The sequence below is a fragment of the Enterobacter sp. JUb54 genome (assembly GCF_014298075.1).
GTDB classification, from domain to species: domain Bacteria; phylum Pseudomonadota; class Gammaproteobacteria; order Enterobacterales; family Enterobacteriaceae; genus Klebsiella; species Klebsiella lignicola.
On the sequence record NZ_CP060418.1, the window covers coordinates 1,004,278 to 1,027,475 of the forward strand.

At 56.3% G+C, this 23,198-nt stretch carries 20 protein-coding genes and 3 tRNA genes; 8 read left to right on the plus strand and 15 right to left on the minus strand.

Annotated elements, in window-relative coordinates:
- Positions 1–10 precede the first annotated feature (10 nt).
- Positions 11–778, plus strand: a complete 768-nt coding sequence (gene yqeC / locus HF679_RS04490) for a selenium cofactor biosynthesis protein YqeC (RefSeq protein ID WP_187042651.1) — start codon at positions 11–13, stop codon at positions 776–778.
- 23 nt (positions 779–801) lie between these two features.
- On the plus strand, positions 802–2,427 hold the full coding sequence (gene yqeB, locus HF679_RS04495) for a selenium-dependent molybdenum cofactor biosynthesis protein YqeB (RefSeq protein ID WP_123755492.1): 1,626 nt from the start codon (positions 802–804) through the stop codon (positions 2,425–2,427).
- A 70-nt stretch (positions 2,428–2,497) separates the two neighbouring features.
- Here the strand turns inward: yqeB and arcC are convergent, their stop codons facing one another.
- From arcC to ygeW, 5 genes are all read right to left on the minus strand, one after another.
- Positions 2,498–3,430, minus strand: coding sequence for a carbamate kinase (gene arcC, locus HF679_RS04500; RefSeq protein WP_187042652.1), 933 nt, complete (start codon positions 3,428–3,430; stop codon positions 2,498–2,500).
- Positions 3,431–3,442: 12 nt separating this feature from the next.
- Positions 3,443–4,849 (minus strand): dihydropyrimidinase, encoded by a 1,407-nt coding sequence (hydA, locus tag HF679_RS04505; protein WP_123754617.1) that lies wholly within the window; start codon positions 4,847–4,849, stop codon positions 3,443–3,445.
- Between the two features lie 50 nt (positions 4,850–4,899).
- The gene (locus HF679_RS04510; protein WP_123754616.1) at positions 4,900–6,111 is read right to left on the minus strand and encodes a YgeY family selenium metabolism-linked hydrolase; all 1,212 of its coding nucleotides are present in this window, start codon (positions 6,109–6,111) and stop codon (positions 4,900–4,902) included.
- A 52-nt stretch (positions 6,112–6,163) separates the two neighbouring features.
- Positions 6,164–7,372 (minus strand): diaminopropionate ammonia-lyase, encoded by a 1,209-nt coding sequence (gene dpaL, locus HF679_RS04515; RefSeq protein WP_123754615.1) that lies wholly within the window; start codon positions 7,370–7,372, stop codon positions 6,164–6,166.
- A gap of 61 nt (positions 7,373–7,433) precedes the next feature.
- Positions 7,434–8,621 (minus strand): knotted carbamoyltransferase YgeW, encoded by a 1,188-nt coding sequence (ygeW, locus tag HF679_RS04520; protein WP_123754614.1) that lies wholly within the window; start codon positions 8,619–8,621, stop codon positions 7,434–7,436.
- A 447-nt stretch (positions 8,622–9,068) separates the two neighbouring features.
- On the opposite strand from ygeW, the gene HF679_RS04525 reads away from it, so the two are divergent.
- Both HF679_RS04525 and HF679_RS04530 read left to right on the plus strand, forming a co-directional pair.
- The gene (locus tag HF679_RS04525; protein ID WP_123754613.1) at positions 9,069–10,847 is read left to right on the plus strand and encodes a sigma-54 interaction domain-containing protein; all 1,779 of its coding nucleotides are present in this window, start codon (positions 9,069–9,071) and stop codon (positions 10,845–10,847) included.
- Positions 10,848–11,043: 196 nt separating this feature from the next.
- Positions 11,044–11,679: a carbonic anhydrase gene (locus tag HF679_RS04530; protein WP_123754612.1), complete on the plus strand. Its 636-nt coding sequence runs from the start codon at positions 11,044–11,046 to the stop codon at positions 11,677–11,679.
- Between the two features lie 174 nt (positions 11,680–11,853).
- On the opposite strand, the gene HF679_RS04535 is transcribed toward HF679_RS04530, so the two are convergent.
- The 6 genes from HF679_RS04535 to mdtK all read right to left on the minus strand — a co-directional run bounded on the left by HF679_RS04535 (position 11,854) and on the right by mdtK (position 15,135).
- On the minus strand, positions 11,854–12,420 hold the full coding sequence (locus HF679_RS04535) for a DJ-1/PfpI family protein (RefSeq protein WP_123754611.1): 567 nt from the start codon (positions 12,418–12,420) through the stop codon (positions 11,854–11,856).
- Positions 12,421–12,579: 159 nt separating this feature from the next.
- Positions 12,580–12,656, minus strand: a tRNA-Val gene (locus tag HF679_RS04540).
- A gap of 4 nt (positions 12,657–12,660) precedes the next feature.
- Positions 12,661–12,737: transfer RNA gene (locus tag HF679_RS04545), tRNA-Val, on the minus strand.
- 4 nt (positions 12,738–12,741) lie between these two features.
- Positions 12,742–12,818 (minus strand) — tRNA-Val (locus HF679_RS04550).
- Positions 12,819–13,201: 383 nt separating this feature from the next.
- Positions 13,202–13,567, minus strand: a complete 366-nt coding sequence (gene asr, locus HF679_RS04555) for an acid resistance repetitive basic protein Asr (protein WP_123754610.1) — start codon at positions 13,565–13,567, stop codon at positions 13,202–13,204.
- Positions 13,568–13,761: 194 nt separating this feature from the next.
- Positions 13,762–15,135 (minus strand): MdtK family multidrug efflux MATE transporter, encoded by a 1,374-nt coding sequence (gene mdtK, locus HF679_RS04560; protein WP_123754609.1) that lies wholly within the window; start codon positions 15,133–15,135, stop codon positions 13,762–13,764.
- Between the two features lie 228 nt (positions 15,136–15,363).
- On the opposite strand from mdtK, the gene HF679_RS04565 reads away from it, so the two are divergent.
- Positions 15,364–15,999 (plus strand): riboflavin synthase subunit alpha, encoded by a 636-nt coding sequence (locus tag HF679_RS04565; RefSeq protein ID WP_123754608.1) that lies wholly within the window; start codon positions 15,364–15,366, stop codon positions 15,997–15,999.
- Positions 16,000–16,108: 109 nt separating this feature from the next.
- On the opposite strand, the gene cfa is transcribed toward HF679_RS04565, so the two are convergent.
- A complete protein-coding gene (gene cfa, locus HF679_RS04570) occupies positions 16,109–17,257 on the minus strand; it encodes a cyclopropane fatty acyl phospholipid synthase (protein ID WP_123754607.1) in 1,149 nt (382 codons plus the stop codon).
- Between the two features lie 295 nt (positions 17,258–17,552).
- Complete coding sequence (gene punC / locus HF679_RS04575) at positions 17,553–18,737, minus strand: purine nucleoside transporter PunC (protein WP_154145281.1); 1,185 nt, start codon at positions 18,735–18,737, stop codon at positions 17,553–17,555.
- A 111-nt stretch (positions 18,738–18,848) separates the two neighbouring features.
- On the opposite strand from punC, the gene punR reads away from it, so the two are divergent.
- The gene (punR, locus tag HF679_RS04580; protein ID WP_123754605.1) at positions 18,849–19,760 is read left to right on the plus strand and encodes a DNA-binding transcriptional activator PunR; all 912 of its coding nucleotides are present in this window, start codon (positions 18,849–18,851) and stop codon (positions 19,758–19,760) included.
- Between the two features lie 18 nt (positions 19,761–19,778).
- On the opposite strand, the gene purR is transcribed toward punR, so the two are convergent.
- Positions 19,779–20,804: an HTH-type transcriptional repressor PurR gene (gene purR, locus HF679_RS04585; RefSeq protein WP_123754604.1), complete on the minus strand. Its 1,026-nt coding sequence runs from the start codon at positions 20,802–20,804 to the stop codon at positions 19,779–19,781.
- A 295-nt stretch (positions 20,805–21,099) separates the two neighbouring features.
- Here purR and HF679_RS04590 point away from each other — a divergent pair, with 295 nt between their 5' ends.
- Both HF679_RS04590 and HF679_RS04595 read left to right on the plus strand, forming a co-directional pair.
- Complete coding sequence (locus HF679_RS04590) at positions 21,100–21,189, plus strand: YnhF family membrane protein (protein ID WP_004862736.1); 90 nt, start codon at positions 21,100–21,102, stop codon at positions 21,187–21,189.
- Positions 21,190–21,351: 162 nt separating this feature from the next.
- A complete protein-coding gene (locus HF679_RS04595) occupies positions 21,352–22,518 on the plus strand; it encodes an MFS transporter (protein WP_123754602.1) in 1,167 nt (388 codons plus the stop codon).
- 38 nt (positions 22,519–22,556) lie between these two features.
- Here the strand turns inward: HF679_RS04595 and sodB are convergent, their stop codons facing one another.
- Positions 22,557–23,138, minus strand: coding sequence for a superoxide dismutase [Fe] (gene sodB, locus HF679_RS04600; RefSeq protein WP_123754601.1), 582 nt, complete (start codon positions 23,136–23,138; stop codon positions 22,557–22,559).
- Positions 23,139–23,198 lie beyond the last annotated feature (60 nt).

The following is a 23,198-nucleotide window of genomic DNA, read 5'->3' on the forward strand; positions in this document are numbered from 1 at the left end:
CAGCTGAAGAATGGAAAATATACCGCACGTTGCCGATCTGTTTTGTGATTCAGATGCGTTTGCCCGTCCGTTGCTTATTGCTGCGGTGGGCGCCGGAGGTAAAACCAGCACGTTATTGTGGCTGGCTGAACTGTTTTGTCGGGCCGGACGGCGGGTGCTGCTAACCACCACCACCCAGATGTATCTGCCGCAGCGGATGCCGGTGATGTTCTGTCGCGATCCGGGAAAGCTGCCGGATGCGGTGTGGCAACGTCCGCTGCAGGCCTGTTTCTCCCGCTGGCTGCCGCAGGCGGGAAAAGTGAAAGGCTTTACCCCAGCACAACTGGATGCGCTGTTGGCCCAGGCAAAGGTCGACGTGGTGCTGGTCGAAGCTGACGGCGCTCACGGTTTTGCACTCAAAGCGCCAGATCAGCACGAACCTTGCATCCCGTTATCCTGTCGCTGCGTCATTGCCGTGACGGGCGCCGGGTTGCTCGGGCAGTACATCGGGCCAGACAGCGTTCATCGCTGGCCTCTTTTTTCCCGTATCACCGGGGCTGAAGCAGGCGCGAGGCTGGACTGGCCGATGTTGCATCGTCTGATTCAACATCCCCAGGGGGCTTTTAAAGGCGCGCCGCGACAGGCTCGCCGGATCTGGCTGCTGAATCAGCTTTCTCAAAATGAGAATTTGCCCGTCGACGACCTGCTTCAGCAGGGCGATGTGGATGCCATCTGGGCCGGCGCCGTACAGGAGCGACCGGCAATCAGGCGCAGACGAGTGAGACCCGTGCCGGGATGAAAGGGATAGCCATTGAGGTCGTTATGAATATTTTCTCTGAAGCTGCAAAATTCGAAGCACAAAACCGGCCGTTCGCCCTGGCCCAGATCGTCGACAGCCGGGGCTCGACGCCACGGCACTCGGCCCAGATGCTGGTCTGCGAGGACGGTACTATCGTGGGGACGATCGGCGGCGGCATGGTCGAGCGAAAGGTGATCGATGAGGCGCTGGCGGCGCTGCGGGAAAAGGCTTCGCGCATGTTTCATGGCCGGATGACGCGCAGCGGTAACGATGCCGTCGGCTCTGACTGCGGGGGCGCTATGTCGGTCTATATTAGCGTCCACGGTCTGCGCCCGCGGCTGGTGCTGATCGGCGCCGGACACGTCAACCGCGCCGTGGCGCAGAGCGCCGCGCTGTTGGGGTTTGATATCGTCGTCACAGATATCTACCGGGAGAGCCTTAACCCGGAATACTTCCCTCCTGCCACACAACTGATACATGCCGAATCGTTCAGCGCCGCCGTCGAGAAACTGGCGATCCGCCCGGACAATTTCGTGCTTATTGCCACCAACAATAAAGACCGTGAAGCGCTGGACCGCCTGATTACGCAGCCGCTGGCCTGGCTTGGTCTGCTGGCCAGCCGCCGCAAGGTGCAGGTTTTCTTACGCCAGCTGCGGGAAAACGGCGTGGCGGAATCACAGATCGCGCGCCTGCATGCGCCGGTGGGCTATAACATTGGCGCCGAGACGCCCAATGAGATTGCTATCAGCGTCCTGGCCGAGATCCTGCAGGTCAAAAATCATGCCCCGGGAGGGCTGATGATGGCGGCTGCGCATCCTTCACGACATTCGCTGGTGGTGATCCGCGGCGCTGGCGATATCGCCACCGGCGTCGCGCTGCGCCTGTGGCATGCCGGGTTTAAGGTGGTGATGCTGGAGGTGGAAAAACCGACGGTGATCCGCCGCAGCGTGGCCTTTGCCCAGGCGATATTTGAGGGCGAGATGACCGTTGAAGGGGTGATGGCGCGGCGCGTCTCATCGGTATCAGAGGCGCTGAGCATCGTTGAAAGTGGCGCGATCCCGCTGCTGGTTGACCCTCTCTGTGATTCACTGGCCGAGCTCAAACCCGCCAGCGTGGTCGATGCGATTCTGGCAAAAGAGAACACCGGCACCCACAGCGGGATGGCTCCGGTGGTCATTGCCCTTGGCCCCGGATTTTGCGTCGGCAAAGCCTGTCACGCGGTGGTAGAAACCAACCGTGGGCACTGGCTGGGGCAGGTGATTTATCAGGGCTGTGCCCAGGAAAATACCGGGATCCCGGGCAATATCCAGGGCCACACCTCCCGGCGGGTGATCCGCGCCCCGGCGGCGGGGGTTATGAATGGCAGAGTACAGTTGGGGGATATCGTCAAAGAGGGCGAGATCATCGCGACCGTTGGTAATCACGATATTCCGGCACCGCTGGGCGGTATGGTGCGCGGGCTACTGAACGACGGGCTGGTGGTCAACAGCGGTTTTAAAATCGGCGATATCGACCCGCGCGGCGCCGAAGCTGACTATACCAGCGTATCGGACAAAGCCAGGGCAATCGGCGGCGGGGTGCTGGAAGCGCTGATGACGCTGATGCACCGGGGAGTGAAAGCAAAAGAGGTGGTACTGACGGTAGCCTGATACCTGTGAGTACGTGGCATAGCAACAGGCCCGGCGATGTGCCGGGTCTGTTGCTATCAGGCGGACAGCGTTAACTCATGATCACCGTGCCGGTTTTCCCTTCGATGCCCTCCTGGGCTTTGCTCAGCACCGTAATTAAGGCTTTGCGCCCCGGGCGGGAGCGAGCAAAGGACACGGCGGCCTCCACCTTCGGCAGCATCGAGCCTTTAGCGAACTGGCCCTCCTGAATAAAGCGTTCGGCATCGCTGAGCGAGAGGGTATCCAGCCACTGTTGCTCCGGTTTGCCAAAATTGATCGCCACTTTCTCCACTGCGGTAAGGATAATCAGCATGTCGGCGTCAATCATCGCCGCCAGCCGGGCGCTGGCCCAGTCTTTATCAATGACCGCGCTGGCACCACGCAGATGCTGGCCTTCGCGAATCACCGGGATGCCGCCGCCGCCGACGGTAATCACCACGTGGCCGGCCTCCATCAGCGTTTTCACCGTCTCCTTCTCGACGATATCCACCGGCTGGGGCGATGCCACAACCCGCCGGTAGCCGCGTCCGGCATCCTCTTTCAGGGTATACCCCTGTTCACTCAGGCGGTCTGCTTCCTCTTTGCTGAAGAAGGAGCCGATGGGTTTGGTCGGATGCTGAAAAGCAGGATCGTCAGCGCTGACTTCGACCTGGGTAATCAGGGTGGCGACCGGTACCGACAGGCCGCGGCAGAGCAGCGCTTCGCGCAGGGCATTTTGTAAATCGTAACCAATGTACCCCTGGCTCAGGGCAACGCAGACCGACATCGGCAGCATCGGGGTGTGGGCTTCGGTTTTCGCCGCGGCTTCGAAGACGAGATTGATCATCCCGACCTGGGGGCCGTTGCCGTGGGTGACAACCACCTGATGCCCCTGGGCAATCAGGTCAACGATGGCCTGCGCGGTTTGCCTGACGGCCTGCATTTGCCCGGCCAGATCGTCGCCTAAGGCATTGCCGCCGAGGGCGAGAACAATTTTCTTACTCATGGATTCCTCACTTTACGATGCGTGCCCGTTGACGGGGGCCTGAGCGGTGGAGAAGGGACTGCGACGCAAAAAACGGCCCTGGCCTGCGGTGCCGGTAAAATGGCCGTTATCAAAGATCACTCTGCCGCGAGACAGGGTCTGGCGGATCGCGCCCTGGCAGATAAACCCCTCCCAGGGCGAGTAGTCGGCGTTGTCGTGGAGCATCTCGTGGTGAATGGTGGTGGTCCGCCGTGGGTCGATGATCACCACATCGCCATCGGCGCCGGGCGCAAGCTGGCCTTTTTGCGGCCACAGGCCAAACAGCCTGGCGGGGGTCGCGCTGGTCAGCGCCACGAAGCGCTCCGGCGTGATACGCCCGGTCATCACCCCGTGTGAGAACAGCAGCAGCAGGCGGTTTTCCACTCCCGGCAGGCCGTTCGGACAGCGGCTGAAATCGCCGCCGGAAAGCTGCTGGCGCTGGGCCATCGAGAAGGCGCAGTGGTCGGTGGCGACCACGTCAATGGCGCCATCGCTGATGCCGCACCACAGGGCATCATTGTGGCTGGCGTTGCGCAGCGGCGGGCTCAGAAGATACTGCAGGGCGTCTTCCCGCTCGTAGCAACGGTCGTCGAGCAGCAGGTATTGCGGGCAGGTTTCGACCCAAACCGGCTGGCGGCGGGCCTGGGCCAGGCGTAAATAATCCAGCCCCAGGCCGTTGGAGAGATGGACGATGTACAGCGGCGCATCACCCGCCAGCTGCGCCAGATTGATCATCCGGGCAATGGCTTCGGCTTCGCACTCCAGCGGTCGACTTAACGCGTGATAGCGCGGCGCGGTTTTCCCGGCGGCGAGAAACTCGGCGCGTTTTTGGGCGATGGCGGCATCATTTTCCGGGTGCACGGTCGTTAAGGCACCGGCGCGATGCAGATGGCGCAGCGCCTGCAGGACTTCATCATCATTGAGTTTGTACTGGTAGGTCAGGTAGATCTTAAAGCTGCTGATCCCCGCCTCGACCATCATCGGAATTTCATCGAGGATGGCGTGGTTAATATGCTGGATAACGCCATGAAAGCTGTAGTCGATCACCGCTTTGTAGGCGGCGTAACCGTGATAGGCCTCCAACTGGTGATGTAGCCGACAACCGGCCGGGCCGAAGCCCATATGGTCGATGATGGTTGTTGTACCGCCACACGCGGCGGCGCGGGTGCCGGTAAAAAAATCATCACAGCTGCGGGCGAGTCCGGTATCAATATTAAAGTGAGTGTGAACGTCGATGCCGCCGGGCATCACGTAGCACCCTTCGGCATCGATGGTATCGCAGGGCTGGTCAGGGGTTATCTGGTGGGCGATGCGGCTGACCCGACCGTTTTCGATAAGCAAATCCTGCTGTGTCTGACCGTCGGCGTTAACGATGGTGCCGTTTTTAATCAGTACGCGCATAAAGCCTCCAGACCCCCGTCGCCAGGCGACGGGAGGAGATGCAGACAAGATTATTCAGTTGCCAGCCAGCTCAGCGGGATGGCGGCATACATTGCAGCGCAGGTCACGAGGTGCGATTTCCAGGTTTTTTCATTCGGCGCGTGGGCTTCCGGCTCTTTACCCGGCCCGAAACCGATCACCGGAATGCCGTGGCGGCCCATGATTGAGACGCCGTTGGTGGAGAAGGTCCATTTGTCGACCACCGGTGCTTTGCCAAACAGCCCCTCGTAGGCGTTGCTCAGGGCGCGGACGGTGAAGTGGTTCTCTTCCACTTTCCAGGTCGGGAAGTAGCATTCGGTCGGGTAGACCAGACCGGTCCATGACGGGCGCTCGTAGTGGTACATCGACACCTCCGCTCCGGCCTGTTGCACCGCAGGCAGGGCGCGAATCTCATCCAGCGCCCCTTCCCAGGTTTCACCCCAGGTGAGGCGGCGGTCAATGGAGACCGCGCAGCTGTCGGCGACGGCGCAGCGGCTGGGGGAGGTGAAGAAGATTTCAGACACCGTCAGGGTGCCTTTGCCGAGAAACTCATCATCACCGAGACGCTGAGACAACTCCTGCAGTTCGTTGAGAATCGGCCCCATTTTGAAAATGGCGTTATCGCCGCGCTCCGGCGCGGAACCATGGCAGCTGATGCCCTGGACATCGACGCGAATCTCCATGCGCCCGCGCTGGCCGCGATAGATTTGGCAGTCCGTCGGTTCGGTGCTGACGACAAACTCCGGGCGAATACCGCTCTGCTCGATGATGTACTGCCAGCACAGACCGTCGCAGTCCTCTTCCTGAACGGTGCCGGTAACCAGCAGGGTATAGTCGTCTTCCAGACCAAGGTCTTTGATGATTTTGCCGGCATAGACCATCGAGGCCATTCCGCCTTCCTGGTCAGAGGTCCCGCGACCGCCGATCAGCTCATCGGTTTCCATGCCCTCATAGGGATCGAAGTTCCAGTTGTTGATGTTGCCGATGCCGACGGTATCGATGTGCGCATCCATCGCCACCAGTCGCGGGCCGTGGCCGATGTAGCCGAGCACGTTGCCCATCGGGTCGATGGTGACTTTGTCGAAGCCGACCTTCTCCATCTCTTCTTTAATGCGGTGGACAACGCGCTTCTCGTCGCAGCTTTCGCTGGGGATCGCCACCATATCGCGCAGAAAACGCGTCATGTCCTGCTGGTAGTGGTTCGCTTTTTCAACAATCAGTTTAAAGGGAATTTGCTTAGCCATGAATCAGGTCTCCAGTTCGTGTTTCCCGCATCGCGGGATGAAGTCATAGGGTTCAGAGAGGGGCGGGCGCCGCCGGATATTTACCTTCCCAGACGATCTCGCGGTAGTGCGTCACGTCGGTGTCGCCTTCGGTGCTGATGGTTAACACCACCGAGTCGCGGTCGAGGCCCAGTTTGTTCATCAGCGCATCGCGCTGCGGATGGAAATGAATGGCGGAGAGAATGCCCAGACCGACGGCGCCGGACTCGCCAGAAATTACCCGTGGGTCATCGCCGGTGGGGTTGCCGAGGACGCGCATCCCAAGGGCGGCGACCGCGTCCTGACAGGAGATAAACTGGGTGGCGCAGTTTCGTAGCACCTCCCAGCCCAGCGGGTTGGGCTCACCGCAGGCGAGGCCGGCCATAATCGTCGCCATGCTGCCGCCAACGTTAACGATGTGGCCTTTGACCCCAGAGCGATACAGGCAGTCCGCCCGTTCTGGCTCGACGATCACCGAATGAAGCTGGCGGGCGCCAAAAGTATCCACCAGATATCCCAGTACCCCGCCGGCCATCGCGCCGACCCCGGCCTGCAGGAATACGTGAGTCGGGCGGGCTATTCCCATCGCCGACATTTGCTCGACTGCTTCATCGGCGAGGGTGGCGTAACCCTGCATAATCCAGGTCGGGATTTTGCTGTAGCCTTCCCAGGCAGTGTCCTGCACCACTTCCCAGCCGTTTTTCTGCGCGGTCTGCATAGTGAAGCGGACGGTATCGTCATAGTTCATTTCGGTAACGATGCACTCGGCGCCAAGGCGCAGGATGGCGTCAACCCGCTCCTGAGCAGACCCTTTCGGCATATAAATCACCGCATTCTGCCCCAGTTGCTGCGCCGCCCACGCGACCCCGCGACCGTGGTTACCGTCGGTGGTGGTGGCGAAGGTCATCTTGTCTTTCATGCCGGAGCGGAAGGTTTCAAAAGAGAAATCGGCAATATCGAGATGGTATTTTTCACAGAGCAGCTGCGCGATGGCGTAGGCGCCGCCCAGCATTTTGAAGGCGTTAAGACCAAAGCGCTGTGATTCATCTTTGACCAGAATCGTTTTTACGCCGAACAGGGTCGCCAGCGATTTCAGCGAATACAGCGGCGTCGGTTGGTAACCGGCGATTTTTTGATGAAAATGACGTGCCTGTTGCGCCTGCTGGCGCGAAAACAACGGCGATGTTTCGCCGGTGAAAAAGCGGTTATCGGCAATATCCATTTTCAGAGAGAAAGCAGACATACACTGTCCTTATCCTGCATTGCGGAGGCGGTTATGCTGGCCCGCGGGCCAGCCTGGTCGGTTACTTGACGCGTTTTTGTGCTTCGGTGAGCAGTTGCTGGAGCAGCTGGCCGGGTCTGGCGTATTTGCGGCACAGAATCATGGCGGCGATGATGTAAGGCTTCCAGCTGGCTTCTTTGTAGGTGGCGATACGGTATTTTTCGAAAACGGCCTCGGTCACTTCCCCTTCTTCACAGGAGACGCCGGTGATATCGGCAGGCAGGCAGTGCATATACAATGCGTCGCCACCGCGGGTGAGCGTCATCATCTCTTCGGTACAGTGCCAGTCTTTGTGGTTGGCGTTCTGTGCCAGACAGGCTTGTTCCAGGGCTTTCAGCCCTTCATGGTCGCTGGCGCGCAGCAGTTCGGTGCGTTTCTCCATGACCTTGTAAGGAGCCCAGGATTTGGGATAGACGATGTCGGCGTCACGGAACGCTTCCGCCATATCGGTGACCTGACGGAAGCTGCCGCCGGAGGCTTCGGCATTGTTTCTGGCGACTTCGATAACATCGGGGATCAGGTCATAGCCTTCAGGATGCGCCAGGGTGACGTCCATCCCAAAGCGGGTCATCAGGCCGATAATCCCCTGCGGGACTGAAAGCGGTTTGCCGTAGCTGGGGGAGTAGGCCCAGGTCATGGCGATTTTCTTGCCCTTCAGGTTTTCCAGCGAGCCAAAATGCTCGCGCAGCCAGGCAAGGTCAGCCATCGCCTGGGTCGGGTGGTCGATATCACACTGCAGGTTGATCAGCGCCGGGCGCTGCGGCAGCACACCTTGCTGGAAGCCGTCATCCAGCGCATCGCCGACCTCACGCATATAGGCGTTGCCGGCGCCGAGATACATGTCGTCGCGGATGCCGATGACATCGGCACAGAAGGAGATCATGTTGGCGGTTTCGCGCACGGTTTCACCGTGGGCAATCTGCGATTTACCTTCGTCGAGGTCCTGCTGCGCCAGGCCTAGCAGGTTGAGCGCCGAGGCATAAGAAAAGCGCGTGCGGGTCGAATTATCGCGAAACACGGAAATACCCAGACCGCTGGTAAAGGCCTGAGTGGCAATATTTTCGGCCCTTAGGGTTTTTAATGCATCGGCGACATCCAGTACCTGTCGCAGTTCGTCCGGAGACTGTTCCCACGTCAGCAGGAAGTCTTTGTCATGAAGGTTAGAGTTGAGCTTATTGATATCCTTAATCAGTTCGTTAACAGTTTTCATTTTGCGATCCTGGTAGTGAATGACGAGCGTAATGATTGCTGAGCGGTCGACGGCCAGCGCTGTATATTCACTAACAATAACTGTGCCAGTTCCTGCTAAAGAAAGCGCAGGGTCATGCGGGTGGGCGTATATATGCGATTAGGATCACGAAAACAGGTCATATACTAGGTCAGAGTCAAATAAGATTCATTTTCATTTTGCCTGCTGGCCGGGGTTTGTATTTGGTGCAGATGATTTACGGTGGGCGAAATGGCGACGACTCACGTCAAATTGATAAAAAATAGCTGCGGATTCTCATATTGATATAAAAGTGTGATATCAATTCCATATTTTCAGTCAAAAATGGAAAAGGGTGATTTATCTGCATCAAATAGTTTCAACCCAGGAGTAGTATCGGTAGAGAAAGAATAAAATAAATTAATCGGTTAGTGAGCGTAAGGGTTTATTATGATTTCCTCTAACACCTTATCCGTTTTGATGAACATTCAGCCTGTTATTCAACGGTTTGCCCGTATGCTCTCCAGCGTTCTCCAGCTTGAAGTGGAGATTGTGGACAATGTCTTGTGCCGCGTTGCCGGGACAGGTGCTTACGGAAAATCTCTTGGGCGCATCCTCAACGAAGATTCGCGACTATTACGTTACATTATTGAAACAAAAAAAGAGAAGGTAGTCACCCATTCGCGTTTTGACCCGCTGTGTAAAGACTGTAAGAATAAAGAGCAGTGTAAAGAAAAGGCCTTTCTGGGAACGCCGGTGATTTATCAGGGGCAGTGCGTCGGTGTTATTAGCCTGATTGCCCTCACTCGGGAGCAGCAGGAACGTATAAAAGATAACATCCACGAGTTCTCTGATTATGTTCGCCATGTCTCATCTATATTTGTCTCACGACTGCTGGAAGATCAGGGCAACAGCGATAATATTCAAAAAATATTTCTGACAATGATCGATAATATGGATCAGGGCGTGCTGGTGGTGAGTCTTGACCAGCGGATTAAATTCGCCAATCAGGCGGCATTAAAGATCCTTGGCGTCACGCAGGGCAATATGATTGGCAAAGCCATTCATTTCCGGCCATTAACCTTTGAACATAATTTTGTGCGTGGCCATATGCAGCACGTCATCTCTTTCGATGATAAAAAAGAAATTATTATCGGCCAGCTGCATGCTATTCAGGACCAATGGCTGTTCTTAATGGCCTTCCATCAATCTCACGCCACGGCCGATTTTAGTGTGGCGCCGGATGAGCCGCAGATCGAGCAACTGATCGGTGAATGCCGCCCGATGCGGCAGTTGAAAAAGCTGATTAGCCGCGTTGCCCGCGGCCCCTCCAGCGTGATGATTGCCGGCGAAAGCGGGACGGGCAAAGAGGTGGTAGCCCGCGCTATTCATCAACTGAGCGACCGGCAGGCAAAACCGTTTATCGCGATTAACTGTGCCGCTATTCCCGAGCAGCTGCTGGAAAGCGAGCTGTTTGGCTACGTTAAAGGTGCCTTTACCGGGGCCTCCGCCAACGGTAAAACCGGGCTGATTCAGGCCGCGAATCACGGCACGCTATTTCTGGATGAGATTGGCGATATGCCGCTGACGCTGCAGGCCAAGCTGCTGCGAGCCATCGAATCGCGCGAGATCCAGCCGGTTGGCGCCAGCCATCCGGTGCCGGTCGATATCCGCATTATTTCCGCGACCAACCAGAACCTCGAGCAGTTTATCGGCGAAGGGAAATTCCGGGAGGATCTCTACTATCGGCTCAATGTTATTCCCCTGCGGCTGCCGCCACTGCGCGAGCGTCAGGAGGATATCGAACTGTTGGTGCACCATTTCCTGCAGCTGCACACCCGGCGCCTGGAGTTAGTCTACCCCGGTATTTCGCCGGAGGTGACCGCCTTGTTTAAAAGCTACCGCTGGCCGGGAAACATCCGCGAGCTGAGCAACCTGATGGAGTACCTGGTGAACGTGGTGCCGTCCGGAGAGGTCATCGACACGTCGCTGCTTCCGCCGAATGTGAGTAACAGCGCGAAAGTCGCAGGAAGGGCTGCCAGCCCGGTTGAGGCGCTGGCCGAGAGCAAAGAAGAGGAGGGCGTGACGGCGCTGGAGGCGATGGAAAAGCAGATGATTCGTGACGCCCTGACGCGCTACAGCAATAAGAAGCAGGCGGCGGATGAGCTGGGGATTGGTGTGGCGACGCTGTATCGCAAAATTAAAAAGTATGAGTTGCTGGGCGTATGACTTTGGCTGATGGCTGATGGCTGATGGCGGGTTCGGGGGAGTGATGCCCCGGACGCCAGTGTGTATTATCCAGAGATCGGCATTGTTACAAAAAGATTCCATTTGAATAACGATTCCTATTCTCCCCGTCGGTGATACACTGAAGAACTGTGATCTTTGTCATACCATAATTCATACCGAGAAAAGAGACACTGCTATGCAACATATCATTGAGGGCTTCCTCAACTTCCAGAAAGAGATCTTTCCGCAACGTAAAGAGCTCTTCCGTAGCCTGGCCTCCAGCCAGAATCCCAAAGCGCTGTTCATCTCCTGTTCCGACAGCCGCCTTGTCCCGGAACTGGTTACTCAGCAGGAGCCAGGACAGCTCTTTGTTATTCGCAACGCAGGTAACATCGTTCCCTCTTTCGGGCCGGAGCCGGGTGGCGTGTCAGCCACTATTGAGTATGCGGTTGTTGCGCTGGGCGTGACCGATATCGTGATTTGTGGCCACTCTAACTGTGGTGCGATGACCGCGGTCGCGACCTGTCAGTGCCTTGAGCCGATGCCGGCGGTGTCCCACTGGTTGCGCTACGCCGATGCCGCGAAAGCGGTGGTGGAAAAGGGCACCTGGAACAGCGAAATCGATAAAGTGAATGCGATGGTGCGGGAAAACGTGATCGCCCAGCTGAACAATATCAAAACTCACCCGTCTGTTGCGGTTGGCCTGCGTGATAAAGGGCTGCGTCTGCACGGATGGGTCTACGATATCGAAAGCGGCGATATTAGCGCGCTGGATAAGAACACCAAAAACTTCGTGTCGTTGTCAGAGAATCCAGAAGTCTACTTCGAATAACGCGTCTTCTCAGGGCAGGGAAGCCCTGTAAGTGTATCAGCTCCCTTCAGCCAGACCTCTCTTAGTACTTCATACCATACCAACCTGACTTATTGCCGGACATGGCAATACAAAGCAGGCCGACCGTAGGCGGACGGCCCGGGATTATCGCTGGATTCGTACCGCGTGCCGCGCTTAACGCTGCAGTACTTCGGCAAATTTTGCCAGCCATTGCGGATGCGCGGGCCAGGCGGGGGCGGTAACCAGATTGTCGTCAACGTAGGCCTGGTCTATGCCGATATCGGCATAATGCCCACCGCTGAGGCGGACTTCCGGCGCACAGGCCGGGTAGGCGCTACAGGTGCGATCTTTCAGGATGCCGGCGGCGGCCAGCAGCTGTGGACCATGACAAACGGCGGCGATCGGTTTGCGCGCCCGGTCAAAGGCCTGCACCAGCTTGATGACCTCGTCATTGAGGCGCAGATATTCCGGCGCTCTGCCGCCTGGGATCAGCAGGGCATCATAATCCTGCTCGTTGACGGCGCTGAAATCGGCATTGAGGGTAAAACGGTGGCCCGGTTTTTCACTGTAGGTCTGGGCGCCGTCGAAGTCATGAATGGCGGTGATGATGTAATCGCCTTTGGCTTTGTCTGGGCAAACCGCATCGACCTGGTGACCAATCATCTGTAATGCCTGAAACGGCACCATGGTTTCGTAATCTTCGGCATAATCGCCAACCAGCATCAGAATCTTTTTGCTCATTATTATCGCTCCTGTAGGGATCAAGATGCCTAAGGTATAGCCCAGCGATGGGGGGAATGCGAACTGCTAAACGGGAAGAAATTATCAGGGAGAGAAAAGAGGAGAATGCGAAAACACACGATTCACTTGCGGACAAACGAAAGTCTGGGCAAGAAAGAATGGTGCGTCCGAGTGGACTCGAACCACCGACCCCCACCATGTCAAGGTGGTGCTCTAACCAACTGAGCTACGGACGCATTATGGTGCGTTTAATTGGACTCGAACCAACGACCCCCACCATGTCAAGGTGGTGCTCTAACCAACTGAGCTATAAACGCATTATGGTGCGTTCAATTGGACTCGAACCAACGACCCCCACCATGTCAAGGTGGTGCTCTAACCAACTGAGCTATGAACGCAATGTTGTGGTGACAACGGGGACGCATATTAGCGATCGGGAGGGGTTGTGGCAAGAGGCAAACGTCACTTTTCTTTCAGAACGCACGCGATTGCGGAAGTTTTACCCATATTGCTTATATTTTACTGATGATAAAGGAGAATACGTTGCCTGTTGGCTGTTTTTTGCTTACATCGTCAGGGCGACAGGGCACCGCCGGTAGCGGCAGAGCAGGAGAAAAAAGAGGGTAGCTATTTGAACATTAAGCGAAGGGCGAAAAGTGCGCACAGAATTAGCAGGATCAGAATGAGCTCAAAACGATAGCGCCGCAGCATAGTGACCTCCTGAAATAAAACCGGCGCTGAAATAGCGCCGGTTTAGCATGAAACAGACTGACCGGAAGAATTATGCAGCAGGCTGTGCAGCGGGTTTAGCGGCCTGATGCTTGGTGGTTTTGTGGTGCTTTTTAGCCGCCTGCGCTTTCTGGGCTACCGCAGGTTTGGTCGCCGCTTTGTGGTGTTTCTTAGCGGCCTGGGCTTTCTGCGCTACTGCAGGTTTGGCTTCGGCTTTTTTGTGTTTCTTGGCAGCCTGAGCTTTCTGCTCGGTAGCCGGTTTAGCCGCCGCTTTGTGGTGTTTTTTGTGATGGGTAGTTTTGGCAGTGGTGCTGTGAGCAGCAGCCGGAGCCTGAGTGGTGCTTACTGCGTCAGCAGCGAAAGCAGCAGAAGACAGACCCATAGCAGCGGCAACGACCAGAGCTAATACTTTTTTCATTCTGATATCCTCGAATTGGTTTCTTCAGTGAACCCCACTGCGGGGCTGTTGAAAGCACTATAGGCTTCTGGTCCGGTGGCTTCAGTGAGTGTTTGGTATCGGCACGTAACCGAATGTACAACGGGGATATCGGTGGGAGCTGTCCGCGTCGCGGAGAACAAAAAAGGCACCCCGGAACGAGGTGCCTTAAGCCGTTAGCGCGCCGCGCGCTGCAATATGATGTTTGCCGGCTGGCGCTGCAGGAAGCGCATACGCAGCATCATCAGAATTGCCGCGGAGGTTAATCCGATGATAAATCCGCACCAGAAACCCGCCGGTCCCATCCGCGGAACAACGATATCGGTTAAGGCCAGCAGATAGCCGCTTGGCAAGCCGAGTACCCAGTAGGCGGTGAAGGTAATAAAGAAGATCGACCGCGTGTCTTTGTAGCCACGCAGGATCCCGCTGCCGATAACCTGCACGGAGTCCGAGAGCTGATAGATAGCCGCCAGCAGCATCAGATGAGACGCCAGGGTAACAACCTCCGGATTGTCGTTATACAGCAGGGCAATCTGCTCGCGCATGACGACGGTGAAAATCGCGGTGATTACGGCCATGCAAACCCCCACGCCGACCCCGGTTCTGGCAGAGACCTGAGCGTCCGGCGTTGAGCCTTGCCCAAGGCGGAAACCAACCCTGATAGTGACCGCCGCCGACAGCGACAACGGCAGTACGAACATCAGCGAGCTAAAGTTGAGGGCAATCTGGTGGCCGGCAACATCGACAATACCCAGCGGAGAGACCAGCAATGCGACTACCGCAAACAGCGTCACCTCGAAGAACAGCGCCAGTGCGATAGGCAGACCTAATTGCACCAGGCGCGTCAGGACGCTGAAGTCCGGTTTGCTGAATCCGGTTTGATTGCGAATGTCACGCATTGAACGGGCGCGGCGCACCCAGGTAATCATGCAAATGAACATCACCCAGTACACGGCAGCCGTCGCCACGCCGCAGCCAACGCCGCCGAGCTCCGGCATGCCAAAATGACCGTAGATAAAAATATAGTTAACGGGAATATTGACCAGCAGGCCGATAAATCCCATGACCATCCCCGGTTTGGTTTTCGCGAGGCCTTCGCACTGGTTACGCGCAACCTGGAAAAAGAGGTAGCCGGGAGCGCCCCACAGCAGAGCGCGCAGGTAGCCAACGGCTTTGTCGGCGAGGGCCGGGTCGATATTGTGCATCGAGCTAATAATGTACCCGGCGTTCCACAGCACCACCATGACCAGCAGCGAGACGAACCCCGCCAGCCAGAACCCTTGACGCACCTGGTGTGCAATTCGGTCGCGACGCCCGGAGCCATTCATCTGCGCGACCACCGGCGTCAGCGCCAGCAGCAGCCCGTGGCCGAAAAGAATAGCGGGAAGCCAGATGGATGTCCCGATGGCTACCGCCGCCATATCGGTGGCGCTATAGCCACCCGCCATCACGGTATCGACAAAGCCCATTGCTGTCTGAGCGACCTGCGCAATGATCACAGGAATAGCCAGTGCTAATAACTGACGCGCTTCAATAAAATACTTCTGCACGTGAACACCTTTATATTGTTGTTATTTTGAAACTGAAAAGCGGCCTTAAATGGCAGCAAGAAGAAAGAGCAGAGGGGTTTTCCAGTCTATTGTAGCGAGGATACGCTATTAAGCCAGTGAAAAAATGGTAGGGCACGAAGGGCGCTGGCAACCTGTTTTAGCACCTGTTATTGTTCCAGGCAGATATAACGGTAATGATACCGTCACCAAAGTCTACAGGAGCAAAGCATGTTTACTGGCATTGTGCAGGGGACCGCAAAAGTGGTGTCCATCGATGAAAAACCTAATTTTCGCACTCATGTCGTGGAATTACCTGAGCATATGCTCGAAGGCCTCGAGACCGGCGCATCAGTGGCGCACAACGGTTGCTGCCTGACGGTGACCGAAATTGACGGTCCGCGTGTCAGTTTTGATCTGATGAAAGAGACGCTGCGCATTACCAACCTCGGGGCGGTAAAAGAGGGTGATAATGTCAACGTTGAGCGCGCCGCGCGTTTTAGTGATGAGATTGGCGGCCATCTGATGTCGGGGCATATTATGACGACCGCCGACATCGTTAAGATTTTAACCTCCGAGAATAACCGTCAGATCTGGTTTAAGGTTCAGGACCCGGCGCTGATGAAATATATTCTCTATAAAGGTTATGTCGGGGTAGACGGCATTAGCCTGACGGTGGGAGAGGTCACGCCGACCCGTTTTTGCGTGCATCTGATTCCGGAAACGCTCACGCGCACTACCCTTGGGGTAAAAAAACTGGGTGACCGGGTGAATATCGAAATCGACCCGCAAACGCAGGCGGTGGTGGATACCGTAGAACGCGTACTGGCGGCGAAAGATGCGGCGCAGAACGCCGCTGAAGAGTAATACTCCCATAATCCTTCAAGTTGCTTTGCCGGCTACAAGCAACTCGAATTATTTTGGGTATTAGAGCATACGTAGTAAAAGCATATCCCCCGTCGTAACGGGGGATGATTTAACGAGCCACCCGCAGGCCGTTTTCGACCCCGCGTGAAAAGACCACCTGCCATAGCTGAATATCGCGCGCGCGAAAAGCCCCGGCGCAAGCGTTCAGATAATAACTGAACATACGTTTAAATCGTTCTGAGTAGTTATCTGCAATATCCGGCCAGGTCGCCAGGAAACGCTCACACCACGCCATCAGCGTCGTATCGTAGTCGGCCCCCATATTATGCCAGTCTTCCATCACGAAGTGCGATTCGCTGGCCTGGGCAATCTGCCGAACCGACGGCAGACAGCCGTTCGGGAAGATATATTTATTGATCCATGGGTCAACGCTGTGGTCGGTTTTTTTCGAACCGATAGTGTGTAATAAGAAGCGACCATCGGCATTCAGATTACGGTCAACCACATTAAAATAGGTGGCGTAATTTTTCGGGCCGACGTGTTCAAACATACCGACGGAGACAATCCGGTCAAAGCTGTCCTCCAGGTCGCGATAATCCTGGAGCAAAATGGTGACGTCCAGTCCCTCGCAACGCTGCTGGGCCATTTTTTGTTGTTCGGCCGAAATAGTCACGCCAACTACGCTGACCTGATAATGCTTCGCCATGTAATAGGCCAGCCCACCCCAGCCGCAACCGATGTCCAGCACCCGCATTCCCGGCTCCAGCTGCAGCTTGCGGCAGATAAGATCGAGTTTTGCCTGCTGGGCTTCTTCCAGCGATTGGGCGTCTTTCCAGTAGGCGCAGGAATATTGCATGAACGGATCGAGCATCCGGCTGAAAAGGTCATTACCAAGATCGTAATGTTCTTTCCCGACAATCCAGGAGCGCTTTTTACTTTGCAGATTAAACAGGCGAGCGCCGGCAATACGTAGCGTATCTTTAAGATGGTGCGGGAGCTGATTTTCCAGCCCGGCGCGCAGCACACGGTGGAAGAATATATCCAGCCGCTCGCAATCCCACCAGCCGTCCATATAACTCTCACCGAGTCCGAGTGAACCTTCTTGCAAAACGCGTTTAAAGAAAAGCGGGTTTTTAATCTGCAAATCGGAGGGAGCGGAGCCATTAATCTCAATGCCCGCGCGGCCGAGTAACTCGGCTACAATTCGGTACCAGTCGTCGTTTGGTACGCTTACTTCTTCTATACACGATGAACTCATAGCTTCTCCATCACGCCCAAGTGATCAGAACCTTAAAACAGCGTAGACGCTTTTTTGGCTTTGTGAGAAATCTCACGGAATATCCGTGAAGCTGCTATCCGACGTAGAACAGAGGAAGGGCGATAACCCTTGCCGAAAGGCCATCCATGGTGAAACGGGACGCATCCTGCCCCCGTTAAATACAATAAAAGGTCTATTTATGTGATGCCGGATCCAGTATAGGCTGCTGAAATCCGGCTTTCAATAAAAACCTCTTAGCATGCTAATTACTGGGCCTTAGCATGCTTATAACCGATCAGGCGTGCGATGAGCCGACCGTCAGGCAGGCGCTCTGGCGCTGCATAACGTAGCCAATCCCGGCCAGCACAATAGAAACCAGCATCACGCTGGTGGTGGTCAGCAGCGGCGTGGCGATCAGCGCGGAGACCAACAGACTGGTCAGGAAGCACAGCCCGAGCTGCAGAGTGTTCTGCAACGCCGCGGCGCGCCCGGTAGCCTGCGGGAATGGCTTCAGCGCCTGGGCAACAACGATCGGGTAAATCCCGCCGTTCACAATCGCCATCACGCAGAACGGAATCATCACGCCGACGATTGAGGCATTTTCAAGACGCCCGACCATCCAGGTGGCGGCGACGCTGACGGCGAACACCACCAGCAGCCACGGCAGCAGCTGTTGACCCTGCCATTTTTGCAGCGCCGCACGGCAGCCATAACCGCCAATCAGGAAGGCGATGGTTTGCGGCACGTAGCTCAGCCCGATAGCCGTCGGACCATAACCCATATCATGCAGAATAAACGGCGAGCCGGTCAGCCAGGCGAAGAAGCTGGCAGAGCAGGCGGCGTAGATCAGCACGTTACCGCTGTATTCACGAGAACGCAGCAGCGTCAGGAAGGTCAGTTTCTTCTGCGCATCGCCGGCCGGTTTGTGCACCGGCTTCAGGCGCAGGGCCGGGACCATCAGCAGCAGGGCGATGACGAAAAGGGTGGCAAAAATCGCCTGCCATTCCAGATGGTTGAGCAGCCAGCTGCCGAGCAGCGGCGCCAGCGCCGGGGATAAACCGACCAGCGGCATGATGGTGGCAAAAATGCGGTTTGTTTTCTGCGCCGGATAATAGTCCGTCACCATCGCCTGCCAGGTGACCGCAGCCGCACAGACGCCGATGGCCTGAATAAAGCGCAGGACCAGCATCAGCGTCGCGTCGCGGACCCACAGCATTCCCAGACAGCTGATGGCGAAGATCGCCAGGCCGCTCAGCAGAATCGGTTTACGCCCGTAACGGTCAGAGAGCGGGCCCCAGAACAGCTGTCCGATGGCGAAACCGGCGAGGAACAGGCTCAGGCTGGCGCTGACCGAGGCCGCGGAGGTGTTGAGGTCGTGTTGAATCGCCGCGAAGGCCGGTAGGTACATGTCGGTGGCCAGGAAACCCAGCACGCTGAGTCCCGCCAGCCAAACTAAAAATCCTTTCCCAGGTTGTTGCATAACATTCTCTTCTGCTGATGCCGGTATAATGCCGCAGAGTGTAGGGAGTGCATTCTGGCTTGTGAAACGCTAATATTTGCTACATGCATTCAAAATTTTTGTAGGCAGAATATGTGGTCTGAATACTCACTGGAAGTTGTTGATGCTGTCGCCCGCAACGGCAGCTTTAGCGCGGCAGCGCAGGAGCTCCATCGCGTCCCTTCCGCCATCAGCTACACCGTTCGTCAGCTGGAAGAGTGGCTGGCAGTTCCGCTGTTTGAACGTCGCCATCGGGATGTCGAATTAACCCCGGCCGGGGTCTGGTTTTTACAGGAGGGGCGCTCTGTTATCAAAAAAATGCAGATCACCCGCCAGCAGTGCCAGCAGATAGCCAATGGCTGGCGCGGCCAGTTGTCGATTGCTGTCGATGACATCGTCAAACCGGCGCGGATGCGCCAGATGATTGTCGATTTTTATCGTCACTTTTCGGACGTTGAGCTGATTGTCTTTCAGGAAGTGTTCAACGGTGTCTGGGATGCGCTGGCGGATGGCCGCGTGGAGCTGGCGATTGGGGCGACGCGTTCGATTCCGGTCGGGGGGCGCTACGCCTTTCGCGATATGGGTATGCTGAACTGGCACTGCGTGGTGGCCAGCCATCATCCGCTGGCGCAGATGACCAGTCCGCTAAGCGATGACGAGTTGCGCAACTGGCCCTCATTGGTCAGAGAGGATACTTCCCGGTCTTTACCAAAACGCACGACCTGGCTGCTGGATAACCAAAAGCGCGTGGTGGTGCCCGACTGGGAATCCTCTGCCACCTGCCTGTCTGCCGGGCTTTGCGTGGGGATGGTACCGACGCACTTTGCCCGTCCGTGGATCGACCGGGGAGAATGGGTTGCCCTTGAACTAGAAAACCCGTTTCCGGATGCGGCGTGCTGCCTGACCTGGCAACAGAGCGATGCATCGCCCGCGCTGCTGTGGATGCTGGATTATCTTGGTGATAGTGAAACGTTAAACCGGGAATGGTTGCGGGCGCCGGACTAACCGGCGCCGGGCAGGGGACTAGCGGCGGTAATCGACAAACGGACCGTCAACGACGGAACGACGTTCGACCAGGCGCGGGTGAACCTCGATAGACTGGGACTCCTCACGCTTGTTGACGATACGGTCCATCAGCATATTAAACGCGGCTTCGCCGAGAGAGTCTTTCGGCTGATGAATCGTGGTCAGCGCCGGACTGAAATAGCGGGCGTTGCGCACATTGTCATAGCCGATCAGCGAAATGTCCTGCGGCACGCGCAGCCCCATTTCATCCGCTGCGCAAATAGCGCCCATCGCCATAATGTCGCCGCCGCAGAAGACTGCCGTCGGGCGGTGGTGCTGGTTCAGGATATGCTGCATCGCGCGATAACCGGACTCCGGTTCGAAGTCACCCTGTTCAATCCAGTTGTCCGGTACGGAAATCTGCGCTTCTTCCATGGCTTTCATAAAGCCTGCCAGACGTCCGGCACCGGTGTTACGTTCCAGCGGGCCGGGGATCACGCCAATTTCGCGATGGCCGCGTTCCACCAGATAACGACCGGCCATATAGCCGCCTTCAAAGGCGTTATCGATGACTGAATCGGTAAAGTCGGCCTTGGCCTCGCCCCAGTCCATCACCACCATTGGAATATGGCGGTACTCTTCCAGCATGCTCAGCACCGATTCCGGATATTCGGAGCACATGACCAGCAGGCCGTCGACGCGCTTTTGCGCCATCATTGACAGGTAGGCCTGCTGCTTTTCGAGATCGTTCCACGCATTACCCAGAATCAGGGTATAGCCTTTCTGGAAGCAGCTTTTTTCAACGGCTTCGATAATTTCAGCAAAATAGGCCGCTTCGCTGCTGGTCGCCAGCAGACCAATAGATTTGGTGTGATTAACCTTCAGGCTGCGCGCGACGGCACTCGGTGAGTAGTGCAGTTCTTTAATGGCGGCCCAGACCGCATTGCGCGTCTCTTCCGCAACGAAACGGGTTTTGTTAATAACATGTGATACTGTTGTAGTGGAAACGTTTGCGCGCTTCGCTACATCTTTAATAGTTGCCATTACTTCTCACTCCAGACCTTGACCTGAACGTCTGATAATCGGTACGTAAACGTTTGCCTAAACACACCCTGAATACAATGTTCAACATTGCATCACGTCGGGAAAACGACACAGAACGACAGGAAGGGGTCAATGGCCGATACGCTTTCAAATTAGCGTGGGATTTTGTCCGATCTTGCGGCAAAGGGGAAGAGCAAAAATGTGTATCACCCTAAATCCTGGAAGATTTTTATGCGATATTGTGCAAAAATGAGCAAGCTCACTTTTCGTGTGGGAAAAACAGGGGGAAAAATTGATGGATACAGATTTAAAATTTTCGCTGACAACAACGATTATTGTTCTAGGTCTAATCGTTGCCGCCGGGCTGACCGCAGTTCTGCACTAATTTTCCCGGGGGAGAGGTCACTTTCCCCCCGTTCCCGCCATTATTATCATTTTCGCAAAAATCTTTTGCCATTTCGTTTACTTTTGTTTTTCTGTGATTGATGTCATGCTTTTGACTTCTGATGAGATACCGTCGCCGATGACGGTCTGCTGGAGTCATGTAATGAAAATCAACTTTCCCCTGCTCGCGCTGGCGATAGGCGCATTTGGTATTGGTACGACGGAGTTTTCCCCGATGGGATTACTGCCGGTCATTGCCAAAGGCGTCGACGTGTCTATTCCGGCTGCGGGAATGCTGATCAGCGCCTATGCGATCGGTGTGATGGTTGGTGCGCCGCTGATGACGCTGCTGCTTTCTCATCGCGCGCGAAGAAACGCGCTGATTTTCCTGATGGCGATCTTCACCCTCGGCAACGTTCTCTCTTCCATGGCACCGGATTACACCACGCTGCTGATTTCACGCATTATCACCAGCCTTAACCATGGCGCTTTCTTTGGTCTCGGTTCGGTAGTGGCCGCCAGCGTCGTCCCGAAAGACAAACAGGCCAGCGCGGTTGCCACCATGTTTATGGGGCTGACGATCGCCAATATCGGCGGCGTGCCAGCGGCGACCTGGCTTGGCGAGACTATCGGTTGGCGGATGTCGTTCCTCGCTACCGCAGGGCTGGGCGTGGTGGCGATGGTCAGCCTGTGGTTCTCTCTGCCTAAAGGCAGTGCCGGCGAGCGTCCGAATGTTAAACAGGAGCTGTCGGTGCTGGTGCGCCCGCAGGTGCTTTCCGCCCTGTTGACCACGGTGCTTGGGGCGGGAGCCATGTTCACCCTCTATACCTACATTTCTCCTGTGCTTCATACCATCACCCATGCTTCGCCGCTGTTTGTCACCGCGATGCTGGTGTTGATTGGCGTGGGCTTCTCGCTGGGCAACTACCTGGGCGGTAAATTCGCCGACCGCTCCGTCTCCGGGACGCTGAAGGGCTTTCTGCTGCTGTTGATGGTGATTATGCTGGCGATTCCGTTACTGGCGCAGACGCAGCTGGGGGCCGCTGTCAGTATGGTGGTCTGGGGTGCCGCGACCTTTGCGGTGGTGCCGCCGTTGCAGATGCGGGTGATGCGCGTTGCGCATGAAGCGCCGGGTCTCTCTTCGTCGGTCAACATCGGGGCGTTTAATCTGGGGAATGCGCTGGGGGCTGCTGCCGGTGGGGCGGTGATCTCGGGTGGTCTGGGTTACGCGTTTGTTCCGGTGATGGGGGCGATCATCGCCGGCCTGGCTCTGCTACTGGTGGTGGTGGGTAGCCGTTCGCAGCCGGAAGAGGCGCTCGTCGGACAGTGATGCTATTTGCAGAAGGGTTACCCCTTCTGCAATATCTTTTATGCCGCCAGTCTTTCAGCAACAAACTTCCAGTTTACCAGCGCCCAGAAGTGCGCCAGATACTCAGGGCGGGCGTTACGGTAGTCGATGTAATAGGCATGTTCCCAGACATCCACCGTCAGCAGCGGGGTGGCGTCGCCAGTCAGCGGCGTGCCAGCGTTGCTGGTGGAGACAATGCTCAGGCTGCCATCGGCATTCTTGACCAGCCAGGTCCAACCGGCACCAAAGTTTTTCGCTGCAGCATCGGTAAACTTAGCTTTAAAATCAGCAAAGCTGCCGAAAGCGCTGTTGATGGCTGCCGCCAGAGCGCCTTCCGGTTCACCGCCAGCATTCGGTGCAAGGCAGTTCCAGTAGAAGGTGTGGTTCCAGACCTGAGCGGCGTTGTTGAAGATGCCACCTTCGGAAGTGCGGACGATCTCTTCTAACGATTTACCCTCAAACCCGGTGCCTTTGATCAGATTATTAAGGTTAGTGACATAGGCCTGGTGATGTTTGCCGTAGTGGTATTCCAGGGTTTCAGCGGAAATGTGCGGCGCCAGGGCGTCTTTTGCATACGGTAATGCAGGTAATTCAAACGACATTGTTACTCTCCTTATAACTTCTTGATTTCTTCTCACATTTAAAGGATGTATGACCATCCG

Bases quoted from the DNA above. Each gene is read 5' to 3' on its own strand.
- yqeC (WP_187042651.1), top strand. From the start codon at position 11: ATGGAAAATATACCGCACGTTGCCGATCTGTTTTGTGATTCAGATGCG.
- arcC (WP_187042652.1), bottom strand. From the start codon at position 3,430: ATGAGTAAGAAAATTGTTCTCGCCCTCGGCGGCAATGCCTTAGGCGAC.
- HF679_RS04590 (WP_004862736.1), top strand. From the start codon at position 21,100: ATGGATACAGATTTAAAATTTTCGCTGACAACAACGATTATTGTTCTA.
- sodB (WP_123754601.1), bottom strand. From the start codon at position 23,138: ATGTCGTTTGAATTACCTGCATTACCGTATGCAAAAGACGCCCTGGCG.
- cfa (WP_123754607.1), bottom strand. From the start codon at position 17,257: ATGAGTTCATCGTGTATAGAAGAAGTAAGCGTACCAAACGACGACTGG.
- dpaL (WP_123754615.1), bottom strand. From the start codon at position 7,372: ATGTCTGCTTTCTCTCTGAAAATGGATATTGCCGATAACCGCTTTTTC.
- HF679_RS04510 (WP_123754616.1), bottom strand. From the start codon at position 6,111: ATGGCTAAGCAAATTCCCTTTAAACTGATTGTTGAAAAAGCGAACCAC.
- yqeB (WP_123755492.1), top strand. From the start codon at position 802: ATGAATATTTTCTCTGAAGCTGCAAAATTCGAAGCACAAAACCGGCCG.
- ygeW (WP_123754614.1), bottom strand. From the start codon at position 8,621: ATGAAAACTGTTAACGAACTGATTAAGGATATCAATAAGCTCAACTCT.
- punR (WP_123754605.1), top strand. From the start codon at position 18,849: ATGTGGTCTGAATACTCACTGGAAGTTGTTGATGCTGTCGCCCGCAAC.
- punC (WP_154145281.1), bottom strand. From the start codon at position 18,737: ATGCAACAACCTGGGAAAGGATTTTTAGTTTGGCTGGCGGGACTCAGC.
- HF679_RS04530 (WP_123754612.1), top strand. From the start codon at position 11,044: ATGCAACATATCATTGAGGGCTTCCTCAACTTCCAGAAAGAGATCTTT.
- asr (WP_123754610.1), bottom strand. From the start codon at position 13,567: ATGAAAAAAGTATTAGCTCTGGTCGTTGCCGCTGCTATGGGTCTGTCT.
- hydA (WP_123754617.1), bottom strand. From the start codon at position 4,849: ATGCGCGTACTGATTAAAAACGGCACCATCGTTAACGCCGACGGTCAG.
- HF679_RS04525 (WP_123754613.1), top strand. From the start codon at position 9,069: ATGATTTCCTCTAACACCTTATCCGTTTTGATGAACATTCAGCCTGTT.
- HF679_RS04535 (WP_123754611.1), bottom strand. From the start codon at position 12,420: ATGAGCAAAAAGATTCTGATGCTGGTTGGCGATTATGCCGAAGATTAC.
- HF679_RS04595 (WP_123754602.1), top strand. From the start codon at position 21,352: ATGAAAATCAACTTTCCCCTGCTCGCGCTGGCGATAGGCGCATTTGGT.
- purR (WP_123754604.1), bottom strand. From the start codon at position 20,804: ATGGCAACTATTAAAGATGTAGCGAAGCGCGCAAACGTTTCCACTACA.
- HF679_RS04565 (WP_123754608.1), top strand. From the start codon at position 15,364: ATGTTTACTGGCATTGTGCAGGGGACCGCAAAAGTGGTGTCCATCGAT.